Below are 20067 nucleotides of genomic sequence, written 5' to 3' on the forward strand. Positions count from 1 at the left end.
CTTTTATAATTTTCTTGCTTTTATAGATGCAGACATAATATATTCTCCAACCTTTAAATTATGTGCCCATTTTTCAGCATATTCTTCTGAAACTTCTTGGATTTCAATGCTAATATCGCTAAACCCGGCCTTTTCTAAATATAATCTTAATTCTTCAACTGAAGATGCTCCAGTAACTCATCCACAATAAAGCTTCTCATCTTGCTTCATTTCATTGGTTAATTCTTTAATAAGAACTATATCAGAAATAGCAATCCTACCTCCTTTTTTTAATACACGATAGGCCTCGTTATATACCCTTTGTTTATTTGGAGATAAATTTATAACGCAATTTGAAATAATTGCATCTGCAGTATTATCTGCCACTGGAAGATTTTCAATTTCACCTAACCTAAAATCTACATTTCTATACCCATGTTTCTTAGACATAACTCTTGATTTAGTAATCATCTCTGGAGTCATATCAACTCCAATAATATATCCCTTAAGACCCACCTTCTTTGAAGCTAAAAAACAGTCAAATCCTCCTCCACTTCCAAGGTCTATAACAGTTTCACCTTCTTTAAGATTAGCTATTAATTGGGGATTTCCACAACCTAACCCCATATTAGCCCCTTCTGGAACAGTTGATATTTCTTCATCAGAATATCCAATTTTACGTGATATCTCTATTGGAGATTTTTTAAGATCAATACTCCCACCACAGCAGCTATCTCCTTTTGGGTTTCCAATAGCTATCTTCCTATAACTATTACGGACAGCATTTCTAATATCTACCTTTTTAAAATCACTCATCTTTTTCACTCCTACTTAAATTTTCTAGTAGTAAATTAAAAAATTTTTAAAGTAAAATTACTATTATATTTAATAATAAAATCACTACAATTATATAATAATCTCCTTTCATAAAATACTACAATTATATATTTATTATACTATTCAATGTTTATCATAAAAATCCTTTTAAAAATAGAAGGCCTATAGGTCCTAGTGATAAATCAAACTTAAGGCCTATAGGCCCTAGCAGCGAACAAAAACTATGGCCTGGGGAAGAAGAAGAAAAAGAAAAAGAAGAAATAGAAGAAGAATAATAAATAGAAGAATGCATGGAGGCTACCCAGGATGATTTAAAAGCAAAAGAGAAGCTCAGTGAGGTTGTTGAGGTTGTTAATGATTTTAAATGAGATGGTGCAGTACTAAGAAATTAGTTCTGTAGCTCTTTTTTATCCTGCAGCATTTTAAAAAATAAAAATTATTTTATGGCAACCTGTAATTTCTCCTGCATTTGCATATTTAATAGTTGTAACAAAGATTATGGAAATGGAGGAATATATATGGCAAAGTATAGACAAATTCAAACCTGTTTTTGGAGGGACAGCTTTGTTACAGAGCTTACACCAGAGGAGAAGTTTTTCTATATGTATATCATGACTAATTCAAGTACTACTCAATGCGGTATATATACTTTCATTATTAAATTTGCTGAAGTTGAGACAGGCTATAATAGTAATACTATTGAAAAGCTGCTTAAGAAATTTGTGGAGTATGGAAAGATACGTTACTGTAAAGAAACTAAGGAGCTTATGGTTTTAAATTGGGTAAAATACAACTTTGTAAATAATAGGCCTGTGATAAGCTGTATGAATAAAGAGCTTCAACAGATAAAGCATAAACCTTTTGTAAAAGCTCTATATGATATATGCTTAAACAATGCTTTGCCGATGGAGCAGATTTTCAAAGGCATAGCTGTAGATGAGTTAGAAGATGCAGGCTTTAGTTCTAAAGAAAGTTTAGAGTCTATAATCTCTATTGATAAATCAAACTTAAGGACTATAGACCCGATCAGCGAACAAAAACTATGCCTTAGGAAAAAAGAAGAAATAGAAGAATGTATGGAGGTTGCCCAAGATGATTTAAAAACAGAGGGTAATTTCAGAGAGGTTGTCAATTCTTGGAGGCAGTTCTTTTTCATATTTATACTTTGCTGTGGACTTAGCTTAATCCTGAGCTTTTTGAATAGCTCTGCATATTTCTTAGGAGGCTGGATAAATACAATATCTAGTTTTTCTTTGCTGCACATTTTAAGAATTTTTCTAAGCATAGCTGAACCAATGCCTTTATTTAGGAGCTTCCTTGGTATTCCAAGAAAATGTAGTCCAAATGCACGATTGTTAAGCTTTTGAAAAGCTTCCTGTCCATTTATACTAAATCTTTCAGCAAATTCATTTATACAAGCAACCATATATCTAATTATATTTAAATCTTGTTCTTTTAACATAATTTTTTCACCACCATATGTTTCTATATTATTATATCCAAAATCTTTATTTATTGAAATACTGTCCTTATTCAACCGCTTATATATTTTCAATAAGAAATTAAAAAATTAATTCTGATCATAGAGTTATTTGTCCAAAATTCACAGTTAAAAATGCATATATTTTTTGCCTCCATTTTGCTCCTACGAGACAACCATATACTTTTATAAAAAAATAAAAGCCTTGAGAAATCAAGACTTTCATCATTTTGCTTTGATAACCACTGGCTATGCCAGTGGATAAAATGGCTTTAGCTCTGAACAAAAAAACTCCTATGATAAAATGAAAGCGACTGAAAATCGCAAAACAAAATATCATAGGAGGTGTGTCGTATGGGTAACGACATAGAAAGCTTAACACATACAAAATGGAGGTGTCAATATCATATAGTATTTGCACCAAAGTATAGAAGACAGATAATATATGGGAAATATAAAGCAGAAATCGGCAAGATACTACGAGAGATATGTATAAGAAATGGAGTAGAGATAATAGAAGCAAATGCATGTCCAGATCATGTACATATGCTGGTAAGTATTCCACCAAAAATGAGTGTATCAAAATTCATGGGAATATTAAAAGGGAAAAGTAGCTTGATGATTTTTGATAGATTTGCAAATTTAAAATATAAATATGGTAATAGACATTTTTGGTGCAGAGGATATTATGTAGATACAGTTGGAAGAAATAAAACTGCAGTTGCAAAATATATACAAAATCAACTTCAAGAAGATCAAATAGCAGAACAGATAAGTATGAAAGAATATATTGACCCGTTCACGGGCGAGCCAGCAAAAGGTAGCAAATAAAAAAGCCACCCAACGAGGGTGGCCGCTGTAAAAGTTTTGCGATTGGCGGTTTTTTCAGAGCGCGAGTAGCGCCGCCAGTACCATGCCCTTATAGGGCTTAATCAAGCCACCAGCTCAGCTGGTGGTACATGACTTGGTCTGGGTAACAGGATTTGAACCTGCGACCTCTAGAACCCCATTCATGAGAAGCACTTTTTGGTATTTATTAACACTGGAATCCTACACCTTCTAGCCTCTTAGATTCAATGATTCTATAGTTTTTTCAAATTTTTCCATCCAGAGGATAGTAGTTTCTTATTTTAAATTATGTTAGCAAAATGTTAGCAAATTTATATACTCTCATGCATTGATATTGGTGCATTCCATTTAAAATCACATTATAGTATATAACTTGAATTATTTAAATTACTAACTCAATATCGCTCTTTCTAACGATTGTATTCAACTAAAATTATATACGTTTTATCCTAATCATGAACTTGATTTATGTTGCTTATTTCAATAAAATATAACTAAATTCTAATACTAGCATGTATCTCTAGGAGGTAATTTTTATAATGGACTTATTAATAAAAATTCTTGCATATATTTTTATTGCTTACAGTACTTTATCTATATCCTTATATTTAAAAGAAAAACTTGTAAAAATTTTTGTGGCTAATACAAAAAAGTATAAATTAAATACTAAGAAAAAATCAATTCATATTAATAATATATCAATAGAATCTATTAAAAATCTATTAAAAATAACCTCTAAGACAAAATTAGAATATATTATCTATTTTTTTGCTATTTCTGTTTTAAGAGTACTTCCTGATAAATATAATTCTATTTTCTGTCTAAGAATAATAGCATTGTTCTTCCTTATTTTATTTTTTATAGGAGTCGGAAGATTCATTAGTTTTCGTGATAAAAAGTTATCGTTATCATCCAAGCTAATACTATACTTAGGAAAACTTTCAATTTTCTTTCTTTATTCAACCGTTTTTCTTCAAGCTTTTCTTCAAAAATTAGATAATAATTTTTTATTTATGCTTTCAATATTAATATCGATTGTATATTCTGTTTGCTTCTTAAAATATATCATTGATGAATTCAATAATTTTATTTTCTTAATGTTTAACCTATTTTTTGTCTATATATTTAATCTAATAATTACTGGTTTTACATTTGGAATATTCTACGCTATGAACGAAAGTAGTTACCATCTATTTGAAAATATAGTCATTAACGATTTTAATCTACGTAATTTTATACTAATAGTAAATAAAGGCTTGAAATATTTTTATACATATTCTGACATCTTAAACTTAGATAGTCTATTTAAATCCTGTGTACCATTTATAGAATACATTTTTGGTACATCCTATACTCTAACAATTTTAGGTTTTTTTATTTCTTACACAGTATCAAAAGTTTTTTCTAACAGTATAGATACAAACTCAAATATTATTGAGCAATTGCGCGGAAAAGAATTAAAAATAACCTTAAAAAAGGATTTGTAAAAATATAAAAATACCCCTATCATCTAAAATTTGGTTCTGCAATAAACTTAATTATATATTATAGTTATGAGCTTATAATATCATTATAACCAACTATATTTTATAATATAGATTTTTGTAGTAACTTTAAATCCAATTTTAACTTAGCTACCAAAGGTACTTAGTCATTTAAAGATTAAGTACCTTTCATTTTAATAAAAAACAGGAGGTACTATTATGTATAAAAATGATTATTTCACTGAAAAAGTTAAAGAAAATCAATTGACTATGGGAAACTTAATCAATAATAACACTAATACTAAAAAAGCATCCCATTATAAAAGGGTTGATATTGTATCTATAAAAATGGTTCGTGAATCCAGTATATTATATAAAAATAGAAAAGTTAGTAGCCCTTCTGATGCCTATGAGCTTATTAAAGATTTTATCGAAAATTCTGATAGAGAACTACTTATAGCTTGCTGCTTAGATACAAAAAATCAACCGACTAGCATTAATGTAGTTAGTGTCGGTACTTTAAATAGCTCTTTAGTTCATCCTAGAGAGCTTTTTAAACCCGCAATTCTAAGCAATTCAGCTTCATTAATTGTCGCACACAATCATCCTTCTGGATATCTAGAACCTTCAAATGAAGATATCAATATTACTAATAGAATTAAAGAATGTGGTAAACTGCTTGGTATAGATATTATAGACCACATAATTATAGGAGATGAAAATTTTATAAGCTTAAAAGAAAAAGGATTTTTATAGAATAACTCATAAATCAATTTGAAAGGAGTTACTTATGTTTAATGGAAAAAAGTATATTACAAAACGAATTTCCGAAACAATACCTGAATTTCTACAAAATATTTTATGGTATTCTATAGAAGTGATGAACGTAACACAAAAAGATTATCTTCAAATATTCGAGCTTACTGAGACAATCCAAAATGGAAATAGAAAACAAAAAATAATACACTCTCAAGAAAATCCAGCATTTAAAGAAGAACTAATTGTAACTACAAATAAAATTATTATAGCTAAAATATATGTAATATGTAGCAAAAACGATTCTACAATGCTACTTTCCAATGACTATTAACAATACAATTTCTTACTTTTTATCCTTGAATTCCAATATTTGCTTTACAAAATTATATACTGCTTGTTGTTCTTCATGTGACCTTCCATTTAGTTCAAAAGCTATTTTATCAATTATTCCCGTATCTTTATAGGTTGGTATATTTTTATCAAAATTAAAAATATCTTCAAAAGATATGTCCAAAGCTATTACTATTTTTTCAATAGTATCTATAGTTGGCTTCTTTATGCCCCTTTCAACCTGTCCTAAAAATGTCGTATTTAAATTAGCTCTTAAAGCAAGCTGTTCTTGACTTAATCCTCTACTTTGCCTAAAAGTTCTAATTTGCTCTCCAATTAATTTTGATATCTGACTCATAAACTCACCTCTATAATTAAAATAGAGTTTTTATTACACAGCTTCAATATACTATAGACACTTATATTTTTAGTGTCTATAGTATTGAACTTTTTTGTAATATTATGTATAATCAAATTAGGCTAAATAATAGTCGTTATGACATTTTATATCATAATTGGTGCTAAATAATTTTAGCGTAAGAAATCAATTATATCAGTTTCAAAAATATTTAGGAGGAAGAGGTATCATCATGAGTAAAATGAAATTATGTAAAGTCTGTCAAAAAGAAGTGGCTAAGTCAGCAAAAACATGTCCAAACTGTGGAGCTCGACTAAAGATGGGAGTATTTAAGAAGCTTGGAATAGTAGTTGGAATTATAATTGCTATATGTATAGTTGCAGCAGTTGGTAACTCCAACGATTCAAGTACTCGACAAACTGATAAAAACAATGTAGGCCAAAGTAACCTATCTACTAATAGTACCAATACTAAACCAACTAAAGATGAAGTACAAAAACCAACTTGGAATACAACCGAAACTGATATAGAAAAAAATGGGAACATAAGTATTGCAGTAGACATAATAAAGTCGAATGCAGATTTAAAGTCAATTGCAACTATACCAGAACCAACTGCAGTTGCAAAAGCGCCTTGGAATTACTATGGAAAGGTAGTAAAAATATCTGGAAAGATAACTGACATCCAAGAGTATCCTGCAGGAAGCGATTGGTCTAAACTTCTAGGTGGCAAAGAAGCTGGTCAAATTGTAATTATAAGTGATGATGGAACAATAACTGATATGTTTGTAATGGGAAGTACTGGAAATCTAAAAAATGGTGATAGAGTAAGTTTATATGGGTATCCTATTGGCTTAAGTGATGTTGAAAATAGGCTTGGTGGTAAAAATACTCAATTATTCATCGTTGGAAATTCTTTTGACAATCAATAGTATAAGAAATTCTAGGTAACTGCTTCTGGAGAAAATAGTACATTTGTCTCAATAAGCTAGAACTAATAAAAAATATAGAGGGGATAGAAATTTATGTTAATAAAATGGTTTAAAATAGGTGCAATAGTAGGATTGATATTTTGCGTTATAGGAATGATTACTGAGAAAACCTTTGACTGGACTTATCTTATTGGTTTTCCTATTATAGGTGGATTTGTTTTCGTTGCAATAAGAAAATGGTTTTTCAGAACTTTCTGGAGCTAAGCTACAGCTTATTTCTATAATAAAGCATTAAAGCTAATTACCCAAAAAATATTTTAGAGTATGATTGTCTCATGCTCTTTTTATTTAAAATTGTATTTCATTATAAAATAATATAGTTGCTATTTATTATGAAGATATTATTACATCTATAATCTTAAATATCTTCTAATAGTTTATTCTTTTATCAGAGGTGATGACAGATACATGAGTGATAATATAAAAAAACATTAAAATGTCCCATATGTCAAAGAAACTTTCCATATAAAAACTTGAACTAATTGAAATAGTTTAAAGGCAGCAATGCCTTTTTTCTTTTATAATAATTTTTAAAGGAGTGAGTTTATGGAAATACTAAAATTGATTTTAAAGGTAGTCAATGTTATCCAAAGAGGATTTGACTTATTTGAATCAGCTCTTAAAATGTCAAATGAAAAAAATAAAGAAAATTAATCTGAGAAATCTAAAAAATAAATTACTTATAAAAACAATATTATTTTCCCAATATATAATGTATTGGATTTTTTAAATCTTCAAATTTTGATTCTCTTGGTACAGTAACTAAATTTAAACCAATAGAATCAAAACTTTTTATAACTTTTTCTATTTCATTAATTTTATAGCCTAAGCCTTTTATTTCATCAATAGCTTTATTTATATTTCTTTTTATACTAACTATCTTTAAAAATTTAAGCATTAGTACTTTACTATTTTCTTTAATCTTCTTACTAGAACAAATTATTTTTTTAGCATCATTATACTTATAAAAATCACCTTTACCAAATATCTTTTTAAAATAGAATTGAAAAATATAGCAATAAATATCTTCTCGAAAAAAGTTACTCGGTCTCATATTTTTGATACTAAAAGTTTTTTTTAAACTGTACAACTTACTTTGTTTACACTGAATTTCAAACCGAATAATTCCTTTTGCCTTATTAATATCTCTATTTTTAATATTTTTTTTAGTCATTTCATTATATTTAAGATATACATTAATTCTTACTGATTTATTCCACAAGTAAATTGAATCTTTAGGCGATACTAATTTCTTTTGAGTTTTATCATAACTTTTATACTCTTCTAATTTATTTATTTGCGCAGCACGCTTAAATATTCTCATTACATTTTTAGCATATTCCTGATTATAAAAGTTGTAATTAAAACTATAATCAACTCTTGAAAGCGAAAATTCTTCAAATGTAGGAAAATAATCACTAATACTAAATAATTTTTTATTAAATTTTAATTCAAACTGCTTCATATCACTCTTACTTGTTAATTCAATATAATTGTCTTTATCTATTAATTTTTGAGGATTCAGTATAAGATGTAATCCATAATATATAGTCTTATTTTTATTGTAATTTACAAACAAAATTGTTATACCAATATCACTAAAAGCTTCACAAACAAAACATTTATAATTACAGCTAAAAGTTGCAAATTCTACTTCCTTTAGTATTTTATTATTTCTCCTATTATCTTTTAAATTATAAAAGCTTTTTCCATGACTTCGACAATATTCCAAAGATGCATTAAATATATTAGTATACATCTCAAAATCAGTACGATATGTTAATTCTAATGTATGTATATACATAATAGACCTCCTTAATTATAAAAATAATTACGCATTTTCTGTAATAAAATATAAATTAAAATCAGACAAATAGAATAGGAAATACCTGCTATTTACAAAAACTTTAAATAGTTTATATAAATATAATTAAATGATATTTATATAAATGTATGGAGCGCTGTATTTTTTTACACACAAAAAAATACAAGATTAATAAAATAATCTTGTACTCATTTATATTATATTAAATTCAAGTCACTATTTATATTTTGAACAAAACTCATGTATGGCCATAGAAATTAATTCATCTCGGTTAAGTATTACATACTTACTATTTAATTCTTTTATCTCTTTAATTGCGCTTTCTCGTATTTTTAATATATCAGTATCAATAATAGTATTTTTAAATTCTAAAAAATTATCCTCTTTAAAATCCTTAATTTTATTATAATATTCTTTTGAAGCTTGAAAAATATCTTCTAATTTTTCAATATTTTTGTCCTCTTTTATAGAACCACTTTTTCGCCCCCTATTACTTTTAGGTTTTGTCTCTTCACAATATATGTCATTTTTTTATTCTCATCTTTATCCATAATTCTATCCCCTTTGATTTCAAAATAATACCTTTTCCATATGGAAATATACTTTTCCACAAATATTCTTACTGGAATCCCCTACAAATGTTGAAAACTCAAGATTCCTATAGAATTTTTCCATAAAAATTAGATTTCCACATGTTCTTTTAAGAACTTTTCTATCTTACTTATACGCAATACTAATACATCTACATTATTTTTCTTAGTATGTAAAGTGACTCTCGGAGTTTTGCGGTTTTTTTCTGTTCTTCTCATTATTGCAATATGATTTTCTATTAAATAATCTGCAATATCATCGAATTTAATATCGCTATCTTTTACAAAGTCAATTTTATTTATAAAATTTTTTTCTAAGAATATTAGTCTATCAGTAGTATTATTATTAATATTATCATCAATTGCATAATTAACTATTTTAAATTCATCATCATAGAATCCAATATAATTTTCATCTGGTGGCTCAAGCATTCTCTCTATAAGCAATGACTTACCTTCATTATAATCTTTTATAATAAAATTTAAAATATCTCTAACCATACTCTCTATAAAATCTGGTTTATTAATACCATTCAGATTTATGGTGTCATTATAATTACAAAGCAACCACTTCTGAAATAACGCTAATTTCTCTTTTTTACTCTCTCTCTCAATTGCTTTAATATATTCTCCAAACTCTAAATATATATCAAAACCTAACATAAGTATAGAAACTTTACTAATTGCATCTAAAGAAACTTTCTCTTTTTCCTCTTTATTATCAATTGTCTTTCTATATGAAATAAATCTATCATATAATGACCTTTTTATAGAAAGAGATTCTTCACTTAAATATTCAGCTATTATTAATAGTAAATTTATGTAGTCTATTTTATTTACATATTTTTCAGAGCTAATTTCACTTTCGTTAAGACTAATACTAAAATAAATTGGATTATTTATTTTAGCACTTGAAAATACTGCAATATTTGATTTAATATCAAAAGAATTTTTTTTATTATATTTATTTCTATCTACATATTTGCTAAATAAATCTTTTTGTATAATTTCTATTTTCTCAGCTTTATTTTCATCAAATAAATCTAAAACTAATACGTTGCTATTAAATTTATTTGTATCAAAATTAATTACCTCTTTATCTATTTCTTTTATTATTATATTCGTCTCATATATATTATCAAAATCAAATTCAGCATTATTAAATGGATTGCCTAGAAAATATTTTATTAAATTAATTCCATCAGCGTACTTATTTCCTTGCATTAATAAAATAAAATGAGATTCTATTTTAAGCTCAGTCAAAATATTATTTAAAAATGATACCATTAAAAATGAAATCAGACATGCATTTTGATTAATATTAATATCTATTTTATTATATATCTCTCTAAGATATTCTTTATTAATCCTTTTCTGTTTAATCCAGTTTCCAGGTATAGATACTTTTTCTTTTTTATAATTCTGAAATTTTTTAGAAGTAACTATTTTAAATATATCATTATACATTCCTATATTCTCATTTATTTCATTTTTAATATAATCTTGTACTGCTGACATTAACAATTTATATTCTTTTTCAACTACTAATTTATGAACTCTTAGATAATTATCAATCCATACTTTATTTTTTGTTTTTTCTTTTTCTATAAGTACATCAATTATTTTATTTGATTCTATAATATAAAATCTAATGATATATAAATGTCTTTGTTCTTTACTATTCTCTTTTTCAATTACGATTTCATCTATAGGCAACACTATATATTTTAATTTATCTTCTTTAGTATCTTTTTTGGAAATAATCATTTCTAATCCATACTTTACTAAATAATTGTTCATTTTAGTAATTTTTTTCTCTATTTTTTCTAGCTTCTTTTTCATTTCACTATTCTTATAAGAATTAACCTTTATAGGCAACTCACTATTATCACTTAATTCTAAAAAAATATCATATATATTTTTTTTAACTTTACTTTTTATAATAAATTTATCGTTATCAGATAGTTCTTCACACAGAAAATCGTTTCTCTCCATTTTTGTTTGTACATTGGTAATTTACAAGTACAAATTTCACCTCTTTTCTAAATTTCAACAAAAGTTACCTTAAATAGGTAATTAATTATATTATGCACTCGCCTACTATATTTTTCAACAGATTTTAAAAATTTAGTTTCACTGTAACAAAAAAGTAATAGAAAATTATTATAAATTATTCTTATAATTCATCGATAAAAAATGAATTTATATGATTTATAAATATATATTATAGTCATGTAATTAATTTGAACAAAGGATTAATTGTAAATATGCACCTCAATTTGAATATAGCTTAAACTTCAAAATTATTACTTTTAAAGCAGGAAAACTCCTGCTTTTTTATTTTACAATCTAATAAATTTTAGGAGGAATTATTATGCAAGGAACACTTAGAAAAAGAGGTCAAAAATGGTATGTAATAGTTGATTTAAAAGGTTCAGACGGTAAACGTAAGCAAAAATGGATTAATACTAAATGTGAGAAAAAGACTGATGCCGAAAAAGCTCTAAGGGCTATATTGACCGAAATTGATAAAAATACATTCATTGATACAAAAAAGATTTATTTTATTGATTTTATAAAAGATTGGCTAGATAATGTAATAATAAATAAAGTAGAAAGAACTACTTGGGATAGCTATGAAATAAATATAAATAGACACATTATCCCATTTTTCAAAGCAAATTACAAAGACCTGTTGCTAAAAGATGTACAACCTATTCATTTGCAAAAATATTATAACTCAAAATATAAAGGTAATAATTTTAAAAAAGACGGTTTGTCCGCAAATTCACTAACTAAGCATCATGCAAATATAAAGAGTGCTTTTGATTATGCTTTAAGAAACAATCTAATTTCTTATAACCCTGCTGATAGAGTAGAGCTACCTAAAAAAGAAAAATTTAGTACAACCTATTATACAGTAGAACAAATTGAAAAATTGCTTGAAGCATGTAAAGGCACAGATATTGAAGCAGCTGTATTTATTACTGCTCGATATGGTTTAAGGAGAGGTGAAATATGTGGCCTAAAGTGGGCTGCTATTAACTTTGATGAAGGCACTCTCACAATTCAAGAAACAAGGGTACGTATAGGAAAAGAGACCATCGTTAAAAAACCAAAAAGTGAAAGTAGCTTAAGAACATTGCCACTAATCCCTGAGGTAGAAGATTATCTTAAAAAACTTCAAGAGGAACAAGAAAAGAACAAGAAAGCCTTAGGAGATAACTATAATGATTTAGGATATGTTTGTTGTTGGGATGACGGAACACCTCTTAGAACTGATTTTCTAAATCATAAATTCAGTAAAATTCTTAAAAATAACAACTTTCCACATATTAGATTTCATGACCTTCGCCACAGCACAGCTTCATATCTTATTAAAAATGGAGTAGATTTAAAAAATATACAATCATGGCTTGGTCATGCTGACTTTAGCACAACAGCTGATATTTATTCTCATATTGATATGGATATGAAGCAAAAAACCGCTAAGAAAATAAATGACATATTCTCTAAAAATAGCTAAAATAAATCTCTAAGTAAATTTACGGTAAATTCCAATTAGTTCTATGATTTATCCATTTTGAAAATTATTTATTTTGCTTTCTTAATCAATGTTAGCAAAATGTTAGCAAAATGAGATTTATGAAAATTTACAAAAAATAATTAAAGCCTGTAAACACTGATGTTTACAGGCTTTTTATGGTCTGGGTAACAGGATTTGAACCTGCGACCTCTAGAACCCCATTCTAGCGCGCTACCATCTGCGCCATACCCGGATAATTTTCAAGGTGACCACTAGAGTTTTTGCAATAAAAACCACTAGAATCATGCCTGATAAAGGCAATTATAACACAGAATAAGCGCTAGTTAAACTGATATTTTAAAAGAAATTTGATTTTACAATTGCTTTAGCTGTAATATATAAATATAGGATATAAATTCTTTAAATTTAGTATCTAGACATATATTTATTAAGAAACATGGTAATACTAGGAAAGGAAGAGTGAGATATGAAAAAGGGTAATGGGGTTACTCGTAAGTATGCTGAAAAGGTATTGCTGGAAATACCTAAGATAGCCGATAGTATTAACAAAGATGCCAAACATTTTCAACTTATAACTAAAATTGCTGTATACGGTAGTTATATTTCTACTAATAAAGAAATTTTGGGTGACTTGGATTTAGCAGTAGAGGTTAAAAACAAGTATGAAGAGAATGAACATTCATCGAAGTTGTTTCAATTGATTAACTCTTTTAATTCAGGTTCATATATAGAGCGTTTGTTCAAGGCTAATGACTATGTATATAAGTGCCTAGTAAATGGAAAGAAATGTTTACATATAAACCCCTATAATGTTTTAGAAATATCAGGTCTTTCAGAGGACATAGACTATAAAATTATTTACGATTTTGATAATTAAAGAAGTAATCTAAAATTTCTACATTAATATATATCAAATTTAAATCAAGGGGTAGCCATTCCATCGCCCCTTAATCGCATCATGGATTTTTTCTTTAAATAAAAAAATAGCCCACTAAGGGCAAAATCAGTCAACTTACTTCCATAGTATTTCTAGGTGCATATAATATTATGTAGCACTTTTATTATTGATAAATATAATAATATTAGGTTTCTGTATAACCTATCCCAAAATCACTTTATATTCTATTAGCGCTTATAATTAAACCCTAGGGTAGTATCTAGGGTTTAATTGCATTTATTTTTGTTTATGTAGCACTTTAAAGCAAATAAAAAAGAAGGTAGCCTAAGGATTTATCTAAGCTACCTTTTAAAAAGAATGTGCAGTAGTTTGGTACTGAAAATGCTTATTCTGTAAAACTTGGTAATCTACTTACGACAAAATTAGCAGCATCATCTATAAATTTCATAGTGCTCTCGACTGTTACAATTTTGTTTGAAGATACATCTGGACGTTTCTTACCTTTATACCAATGATTTAGAATATTATCTTTATGTTTTCTTACTTCTTCAGCAAAAATAATATTATCTAGGCTTACTTCTTCAGCTTTTTTAAGGTACTTCCAAAAATCCTTTTTATTCTCAAATGTCAGCGCCAATTCTATTTCTACTTTTTCGCTTTCCTGATGATATAGTCCGCCATACCCTTTTGAAATTTCGTCTTGGTACTTTTGTTTAAAGGGTAACCATACAGTTATGTTATTGTAAATATCAGATAAAATATGGGTACAATAGCCAAGTACAAAATCATAGTTTTCAGAGTTTTTATTTTTACGGATAAAATTTGATACATTTTCAACCCATTCATCATTATTGGTGATTGCTCCCCAACTTTCTTCTCCCACGCATAAATGCGATGCTTTTTTATAATTTGATATGTAATTTGATCTATTATGTACAGCATCCGGAGCTACCACACCTAAATAAAATTGCGATAAGTCCTTAATTTTTACAGGGGCAATTTGATGTATTTTCTCTGCTATACATAAATGTGTCATCTGAAATGGCATATTACCTCACCCTTCCTATTATCCATAATATAAATTATCAGTACTTCGTCATATGTTACTTATTATTTCTATAAAATCTATTCAACACTTTCAGTAAAAATCCTCTTAAAAAATAGTAATGCTGATTAAAAGCATGCAATATTGCCTATAATTATAGTTACATTATCTCTCAAGAACATTCTACAAATCGAGTAGGAGGTAGATAATTATTTTATCTACCGACCTCTCACACCACCGTACGTACCGTTCGGTATACGGCGGTTCAACAAGAATTAATGTACTTGCTTATACCTTTTATGAATGCTTGTATATCCTATTTTCTCAAAATAAGAATTTGTCAGTGTTGTAGCAAGTATGGGACTGTTGGCTATTCGCCAATAGCTTTTTCTTGTGTTAACAAATTCCCACGCTTTGTTTTCTTTAATTCCAAGCTTCTTTAGATTATCGTGCTTGGTTTTAATCTTCTTCCACTGTTTCCAAAAGCACATTCTAAGTCTTCGTCTAGTCCATTCATCTAACTCTTTTGTTAGCTTTGCTATATCAGCTATTCTGAAATAGTTGAGCCATCCTATTACGCACTGGCGAAGTTTTAGCATCCTATAATCCATATCCCAAGCATTACTTCTTAACGTTATATTTCTAATTTTAGCTTTGAACTTGTTTATAGATTTTTCATGTACTCTTATTCCTATCTTGCCATACCATTGATAGAAGCTAAACCCTAGAAATTTTCTTTTCCAAGGTCTATCTACTGCACTTTTATCTTTGTTAACTTTAAGCTTAAGTTTATTTTCAATGAATTCTGTTATGCTTCGCATAACTCTTTCGCCTGCTTTCTTGCTTTTAACATAAATATTGTTATCATCAGCATAACGGCAGAATTTATGTCCTCTTCTCTCAAGCTCTCTATCGAGTTCAGTGAGCATGATATTACTAAGTAGCGGACTTAAAGGTCCTCCTTGTGGACAACCTTCTTCTGTTTCTATTACTACCCCGTTTATCATTACGCCACTTTGTAGAAACAGCCTTATAAGCTTTAATACCCTTTTATCTTTGATTTCTCTAGCAACAAGCGCCATAAGTTTATCGTGATTTACAGTATCAAAATACTTAGCAAGGTCTATATCTACTACCCATTTGTAGCCCTCTTCCATATATTCTTTAGCCTTGAATATCGCTTGCTTAGCATCCCTATCGGGTCTAAAACCATAGCTATTTTCAGAAAAGGTCTCTTCGAATATTGGCGTTAGCACTTGGGCTACTGCTTGTTGTACCATTCTATCAACTACAGTGGGTATTCCAAGTAATCTTATACCACCATCAGGTTTTGGTATTTCTACTCTCCTTACAGGCTGGGGACGATAAGTCCCTTCTAATATACTTTTCTTGAGTGAGGTTACATTTTGTTTCAAGTATTGTGGAAGTTCATCCACTTTCATTCCATCCACTCCATGACTTCCCTTATTGGATTTTACTCTTCTAAAAGCTAATCTTAGATTTTCACTTTCCAATATTTTCTCAAGTAAGTTATTGGTATGTAGCTTTCCACCGTCTCCTCCATTCTTAAATGCCGTAGAAACACTATGCACTCCCATGGTTTCTTGAAGTTCCACTTCTACCTGCCATGTCCAGTCTTCTTTATATGAAGTTTTCTGCAATTCTCGTATTCCTTTCGAATTTTTCAAATTTCCAAGACCTCCTATTGTTTCATCCTTCCCAGTTAATTCATGACTTAACTGGTACTATGAATCCTGCTGACTTCTCATGATAAATCTTGTTTCAACCGTAGAATTAAAATTTATTGTCCTACGTCCATGAGACCTCCCCAGGTAAGAGCGACCGCTTTCACTCCATCTATCTGCCACATTTACTCCTTAAATCTCGGATAGCATAGGGCTTTGTTTTGTCTTGCAAACTCACCCGATTTAAGTAAGCCTTATATGTGATTTCTGTCCGTCAAACCAGAGCTTTGCCGCAGGCTTCCTTCAGATTCCACCTCACGGTGGACACCCTTGCCGTAAGCTAATGGTTGGTGCTATCAACCCCCATAGTGGACTTTCACCACCAAGCTGTCGCCCATGCTGGGCGCACAAGAAAAAAGGCAGCCCCTAGGTTTACCCTAAGAGTTGCCTTGTTAATAATAAAATGTTCTTCTTTAATTTTAATACTATTATGTTTATTTCATTTTCTTGTCTAAAAAATAATTAATCAAAACATAAATTACAGCAAATAAGCTTCCAGAAGTAAATATCAAGGGTATTTTTCTTCTTAGTTCAAATACTTTCCGTCCCATAACTTCTATATTATCTAAGCTATAATTTAAATCATTTACTAAATTTATTGAATATGCATTTATAAACTTTATAAATCCATAAAGCAACACGAAATTTACTATTGTCAATATAACTCTCTTCTTTGTCAAGACAATCCACCCCATCTCTTAAGAAGTACTATGTTATATTCTATATTAATATATAGTAAATAATATATCAACTATTTACATATTAGAAATATTATTGTAAAATTAGTGCTACAATTTTGAAGTCCTCCTTCATATTAATATATCTGTTAGAATCTTCTTTAAGATAGTTGGTAACTATGTAATATCTTTTATTAAAATTCTCAATTATTTCTTGACCTGTAATAGCCTTAATTATAGCCTTTGCTATATTATTAGCGTCATACTTTTTTACATCATTAACATTATCTATAAATAATCCTTCTACAAGCACGCAAGGCATATTAGTATATTTAGGTATATATAAATTACCTACCTTAATCCCTCTATTATAAGTACCTAAAGAACTTGAAACTTCTCTGCATATATTAATAGCAAATTGTTCTGACTTCCCTCCAGTACCACCACCAATCCAACACTCAGTTCCATAAGCTTGATTATTACACTTATTATAGTGAATACATAAATGTAAGTCTGAGTTAATTTCATTTACTTTTTTTACTCTGTAAGCTAAACTCTCATTTACAGAGTTAAACTTCATACCATAAGGTGTTATATCATAAGCCTCATGACCTAAAGATTTTAAATGCTTTATCAAATATTGAACTGTCTCCTTTGTGCAAATATTTTCATCTAGTAGCCCAACAGCACCGCTATCAGGATAGCAGTTATGACCAGCATCAATAGTTATTTTCACAATATCACTTCCTTATTTATTTTCTTTTACTACTTGCCTTGTTGTAGATTGTCCAAAATAAAAAGCTACCACCATTCCAAATATAGTCATAAATTCACTTGACTATATTTTTCCAGTAGTAGCTAACACACAAAACACTAAAGTAAGCAATAAAGCTATTAACTTTTTAACTTGTAGTAAAGATTTTAACTCTTTAAATCTATCTTTATTTTTCAAAAGTATCATCTCCTATTTACTAAATATGTGATTTTTAATTTCCTTAACATCCTGCTGTAAATCTGAGGTTAAATTTTTAATAGTGTTCTGATAATTCTCTTCTCTCTTAGCATTTTCTGATTGTATTTGAGTAACAAATTCTTTATAATCCTTTCTTTGATAAAACCAAAATAGTAACATTAAACCTAGTATTGGACTTGATTTTACTATTTCAGAAAACAATCCTTCCATATAATCCTCACATCCTTTCTTAATTTTAGACAAAATAAAAAAGACTATCGCTAGTTCTACTGTTGCATTAAGACAATTTTTGAAAACATGATAGCAGCTTATTAGCAAAGGATGGGAAGTTATTTTTCCATCCTTTGTTTTTTAGTTATGATATGTGGTTTATATTGAAAAATCAACCAAGATATACGCATATAGATTCCCCCTCCCCAAAGAAGAATTTTTTTAAGCGTTAACCTGTACGGAAATATCTTACTGTATATTCATCAAAATCTTCGAGTAAGTTTGATCTTATAATACGCGTTAAGGTAAGCATCGAGTACTTAAGAACAGTAGTATCACAGCATAAGTATATAAGCATATAAGAAATGAGTGCTGAAAATACTTGTATTTTTATAGCATTTTCATTGTAGCCAATGAGTTTTTTTATTTTAAGGTTTTGCTTAATCCATTTGAAGAATAATTCTATTTCCCATCTATGCTTATAGATCTTTATTATGTCTGAAGCTGGTAAATCAAAAATATTAGTTATAAAGGTCACTGCCTCTCCTTCTTCATTAAAAGTCATGATTTCTCTATAACTTTTAGTAGTAAGATTCTTAGAATAGCTTGTACCCATAATAACTTCAGTATCATATATATCTTTAGAAAGATCTGATGATATCATTCGTTCCTCCATGACTATGGAATGCTTAGTAGCTCTTGTAACAAATTTTATTTCTTTCTTACTAAGCTCATCGTACCATTTATAGTCGTAATAACCTCTATCAAAAACATAGATGCAGCTGTTATGCTCAAAGAGGCCATCAATACATTTTCTATCATTTACCTTACCTTTAACTATGTTAATTTTCTCTGGAAATTCACCATTGAATAAAGTGCTTATCTTTATACCCGCTCTACTATTGTCCATTTGGAAATGTGGAGCAAGCTTTAGAGCAACTAAGATTACTGATGAATCAATAATTTTGATAGGAGGAATGTCCTTCATAAGCCTAACGGCTCCGCGTCTTCTTTTAGCCTTATCTACCAAATGATAAAATATATCTTCAAAAATTCTATAATCTCTCGCAGAATTTTTCCTGGAAAACTGGGAGACACTTGGTACATTAATAAGATTTTTAAGCTTTTTATTTGAAGAAATCTCACTTTCAGCTTCTCTAAGACTTTTGCAACCACGGATATTTAAATAAATCATTGAGTTTATATGAGAGCGTGTATCAAAATGCTGGCTTCTATAATCACCATTGTATTTTTTTATAGTATGCTTAACAAAACTTCCACCGATTTCCGCTATTAATTTATGAAAAACTAGTTTATTATTTTTATTAGATAACATAAATAAACCTCCTTGTGAATGGTTGCTTGTCACTTCCATTTAACCACAAGGAGGTTTTCTCTTTCATTATTAAATTTCTACCAATTAAAATGTGTCAATATAAAATTATTTCTTTAATGCAACAGTAGAATATCGCTAGCCTTTTTTGCTTTTT

21 protein-coding genes, 1 tRNA gene and 1 pseudogene are annotated in these 20067 nt (G+C 28.5%); 9 read left to right on the forward strand and 14 right to left on the reverse strand.

Annotation, left to right across the window (positions count from 1 at the left end; all coding sequences use genetic code 11):
- Positions 1-3 precede the first annotated feature (3 nt).
- Positions 4-795 (reverse strand): arsenite methyltransferase, encoded by a 792-nt coding sequence (gene arsM, locus BN2665_RS14975; protein ID WP_154674956.1) that lies wholly within the window; start codon positions 793-795, stop codon positions 4-6.
- 539 nt (positions 796-1334) lie between these two features.
- Here arsM and BN2665_RS14980 point away from each other — a divergent pair.
- Positions 1335-2183, forward strand: coding sequence for a hypothetical protein (locus tag BN2665_RS14980; RefSeq protein ID WP_055667903.1), 849 nt, complete (start codon positions 1335-1337; stop codon positions 2181-2183).
- A 213-nt stretch (positions 2184-2396) separates the two neighbouring features.
- Here BN2665_RS14980 and BN2665_RS14985 read toward each other — a convergent pair whose 3' ends face one another.
- Positions 2397-2582 (reverse strand): hypothetical protein, encoded by a 186-nt coding sequence (locus tag BN2665_RS14985; RefSeq protein ID WP_055667904.1) that lies wholly within the window; start codon positions 2580-2582, stop codon positions 2397-2399.
- 68 nt (positions 2583-2650) lie between these two features.
- Here BN2665_RS14985 and tnpA point away from each other — a divergent pair, with 68 nt between their 5' ends.
- From tnpA to BN2665_RS15005, 4 genes are all read left to right on the forward strand, one after another.
- Positions 2651-3127, forward strand: coding sequence for an IS200/IS605 family transposase (gene tnpA, locus BN2665_RS14990; RefSeq protein WP_055665884.1), 477 nt, complete (start codon positions 2651-2653; stop codon positions 3125-3127).
- Positions 3128-3684: 557 nt separating this feature from the next.
- The gene (locus BN2665_RS14995; RefSeq protein ID WP_055667905.1) at positions 3685-4632 is read left to right on the forward strand and encodes a hypothetical protein; all 948 of its coding nucleotides are present in this window, start codon (positions 3685-3687) and stop codon (positions 4630-4632) included.
- A 216-nt stretch (positions 4633-4848) separates the two neighbouring features.
- A complete protein-coding gene (locus tag BN2665_RS15000) occupies positions 4849-5385 on the forward strand; it encodes a JAB domain-containing protein (RefSeq protein WP_082435920.1) in 537 nt (178 codons plus the stop codon).
- Positions 5386-5419: 34 nt separating this feature from the next.
- Positions 5420-5719, forward strand: a complete 300-nt coding sequence (locus BN2665_RS15005; RefSeq protein WP_055667906.1) for a DUF960 family protein — start codon at positions 5420-5422, stop codon at positions 5717-5719.
- Between the two features lie 12 nt (positions 5720-5731).
- On the opposite strand, the gene BN2665_RS15010 is transcribed toward BN2665_RS15005, so the two are convergent.
- Positions 5732-6076, reverse strand: a complete 345-nt coding sequence (locus tag BN2665_RS15010; RefSeq protein ID WP_055667907.1) for a helix-turn-helix domain-containing protein — start codon at positions 6074-6076, stop codon at positions 5732-5734.
- A 319-nt stretch (positions 6077-6395) separates the two neighbouring features.
- On the opposite strand from BN2665_RS15010, the gene BN2665_RS15015 reads away from it, so the two are divergent.
- Entirely contained in the window at positions 6396-7007 is a 612-nt protein-coding gene (locus BN2665_RS15015; RefSeq protein ID WP_195892702.1) for a hypothetical protein, read from the forward strand.
- Between the two features lie 93 nt (positions 7008-7100).
- The gene (locus BN2665_RS27070; RefSeq protein ID WP_154674958.1) at positions 7101-7271 is read left to right on the forward strand and encodes a hypothetical protein; all 171 of its coding nucleotides are present in this window, start codon (positions 7101-7103) and stop codon (positions 7269-7271) included.
- Positions 7272-7761: 490 nt separating this feature from the next.
- On the opposite strand, the gene BN2665_RS15020 is transcribed toward BN2665_RS27070, so the two are convergent.
- Positions 7762-8871, reverse strand: coding sequence for a hypothetical protein (locus BN2665_RS15020; RefSeq protein ID WP_055667909.1), 1110 nt, complete (start codon positions 8869-8871; stop codon positions 7762-7764).
- Positions 8872-9572: 701 nt separating this feature from the next.
- On the reverse strand, positions 9573-11477 hold the full coding sequence (locus tag BN2665_RS15025; protein ID WP_055667910.1) for a hypothetical protein: 1905 nt from the start codon (positions 11475-11477) through the stop codon (positions 9573-9575).
- A gap of 379 nt (positions 11478-11856) precedes the next feature.
- On the opposite strand from BN2665_RS15025, the gene BN2665_RS15030 reads away from it, so the two are divergent.
- A complete protein-coding gene (locus tag BN2665_RS15030; protein WP_055667911.1) occupies positions 11857-13008 on the forward strand; it encodes a tyrosine-type recombinase/integrase in 1152 nt (383 codons plus the stop codon).
- A gap of 177 nt (positions 13009-13185) precedes the next feature.
- On the opposite strand, the gene BN2665_RS15035 is transcribed toward BN2665_RS15030, so the two are convergent.
- Positions 13186-13261: transfer RNA gene (locus BN2665_RS15035), tRNA-Pro, on the reverse strand.
- Between the two features lie 234 nt (positions 13262-13495).
- On the opposite strand from BN2665_RS15035, the gene BN2665_RS15040 reads away from it, so the two are divergent.
- On the forward strand, positions 13496-13906 hold the full coding sequence (locus BN2665_RS15040; RefSeq protein WP_055667912.1) for a hypothetical protein: 411 nt from the start codon (positions 13496-13498) through the stop codon (positions 13904-13906).
- Positions 13907-14312: 406 nt separating this feature from the next.
- On the opposite strand, the gene BN2665_RS15045 is transcribed toward BN2665_RS15040, so the two are convergent.
- The 8 genes and pseudogenes from BN2665_RS15045 to BN2665_RS15070 all read right to left on the reverse strand — a co-directional run bounded on the left by BN2665_RS15045 (position 14313) and on the right by BN2665_RS15070 (position 19913).
- Positions 14313-14975, reverse strand: coding sequence for a zinc dependent phospholipase C family protein (locus BN2665_RS15045; RefSeq protein ID WP_055667913.1), 663 nt, complete (start codon positions 14973-14975; stop codon positions 14313-14315).
- A 272-nt stretch (positions 14976-15247) separates the two neighbouring features.
- The gene (ltrA, locus tag BN2665_RS15050; RefSeq protein ID WP_055667914.1) at positions 15248-16660 is read right to left on the reverse strand and encodes a group II intron reverse transcriptase/maturase; all 1413 of its coding nucleotides are present in this window, start codon (positions 16658-16660) and stop codon (positions 15248-15250) included.
- 57 nt (positions 16661-16717) lie between these two features.
- Positions 16718-16840: a hypothetical protein gene (locus BN2665_RS27755; protein WP_278335898.1), complete on the reverse strand. Its 123-nt coding sequence runs from the start codon at positions 16838-16840 to the stop codon at positions 16718-16720.
- Between the two features lie 311 nt (positions 16841-17151).
- Complete coding sequence (locus tag BN2665_RS15055; RefSeq protein ID WP_055667915.1) at positions 17152-17397, reverse strand: hypothetical protein; 246 nt, start codon at positions 17395-17397, stop codon at positions 17152-17154.
- Between the two features lie 91 nt (positions 17398-17488).
- Positions 17489-18130 carry an N-acetylmuramoyl-L-alanine amidase gene (locus BN2665_RS15060; RefSeq protein ID WP_055667916.1) on the reverse strand — a complete coding sequence of 214 codons (642 nt, stop codon included), beginning with the start codon at positions 18128-18130 and terminating at the stop codon, positions 17489-17491.
- Between the two features lie 12 nt (positions 18131-18142).
- Positions 18143-18355, reverse strand: a pseudogene (locus BN2665_RS26325) (hypothetical protein).
- 3 nt (positions 18356-18358) lie between these two features.
- A complete protein-coding gene (locus BN2665_RS15065) occupies positions 18359-18577 on the reverse strand; it encodes a hypothetical protein (RefSeq protein WP_055667917.1) in 219 nt (72 codons plus the stop codon).
- A gap of 229 nt (positions 18578-18806) precedes the next feature.
- The gene (locus BN2665_RS15070; RefSeq protein WP_055667918.1) at positions 18807-19913 is read right to left on the reverse strand and encodes an IS4 family transposase; all 1107 of its coding nucleotides are present in this window, start codon (positions 19911-19913) and stop codon (positions 18807-18809) included.
- Positions 19914-20067: the final 154 nt, after the last annotated feature.

This window comes from Desnuesiella massiliensis (assembly GCF_001403615.1).
Taxonomy (GTDB): Bacteria; Bacillota; Clostridia; order Clostridiales; family Clostridiaceae; genus Desnuesiella; species Desnuesiella massiliensis.

Excerpts from the sequence above, each read along its gene's own strand:
- BN2665_RS14980 (WP_055667903.1), top strand. The coding sequence starts at position 1,335 with ATGGCAAAGTATAGACAAATTCAAACCTGTTTTTGGAGGGACAGCTTT.
- tnpA (WP_055665884.1), top strand. The coding sequence starts at position 2,651 with ATGGGTAACGACATAGAAAGCTTAACACATACAAAATGGAGGTGTCAA.
- BN2665_RS14995 (WP_055667905.1), top strand. The coding sequence starts at position 3,685 with ATGGACTTATTAATAAAAATTCTTGCATATATTTTTATTGCTTACAGT.
- BN2665_RS15000 (WP_082435920.1), top strand. The coding sequence starts at position 4,849 with ATGTATAAAAATGATTATTTCACTGAAAAAGTTAAAGAAAATCAATTG.
- BN2665_RS15005 (WP_055667906.1), top strand. The coding sequence starts at position 5,420 with ATGTTTAATGGAAAAAAGTATATTACAAAACGAATTTCCGAAACAATA.
- BN2665_RS15010 (WP_055667907.1), bottom strand. The coding sequence starts at position 6,076 with ATGAGTCAGATATCAAAATTAATTGGAGAGCAAATTAGAACTTTTAGG.
- BN2665_RS15015 (WP_195892702.1), top strand. The coding sequence starts at position 6,396 with ATGGGAGTATTTAAGAAGCTTGGAATAGTAGTTGGAATTATAATTGCT.
- BN2665_RS27070 (WP_154674958.1), top strand. The coding sequence starts at position 7,101 with ATGTTAATAAAATGGTTTAAAATAGGTGCAATAGTAGGATTGATATTT.
- BN2665_RS15020 (WP_055667909.1), bottom strand. The coding sequence starts at position 8,871 with ATGTATATACATACATTAGAATTAACATATCGTACTGATTTTGAGATG.
- BN2665_RS15025 (WP_055667910.1), bottom strand. The coding sequence starts at position 11,477 with ATGGAGAGAAACGATTTTCTGTGTGAAGAACTATCTGATAACGATAAA.
- BN2665_RS15030 (WP_055667911.1), top strand. The coding sequence starts at position 11,857 with ATGCAAGGAACACTTAGAAAAAGAGGTCAAAAATGGTATGTAATAGTT.
- BN2665_RS15040 (WP_055667912.1), top strand. The coding sequence starts at position 13,496 with ATGAAAAAGGGTAATGGGGTTACTCGTAAGTATGCTGAAAAGGTATTG.
- BN2665_RS15045 (WP_055667913.1), bottom strand. The coding sequence starts at position 14,975 with ATGCCATTTCAGATGACACATTTATGTATAGCAGAGAAAATACATCAA.
- BN2665_RS15065 (WP_055667917.1), bottom strand. The coding sequence starts at position 18,577 with ATGGAAGGATTGTTTTCTGAAATAGTAAAATCAAGTCCAATACTAGGT.
- BN2665_RS15070 (WP_055667918.1), bottom strand. The coding sequence starts at position 19,913 with ATGTTATCTAATAAAAATAATAAACTAGTTTTTCATAAATTAATAGCG.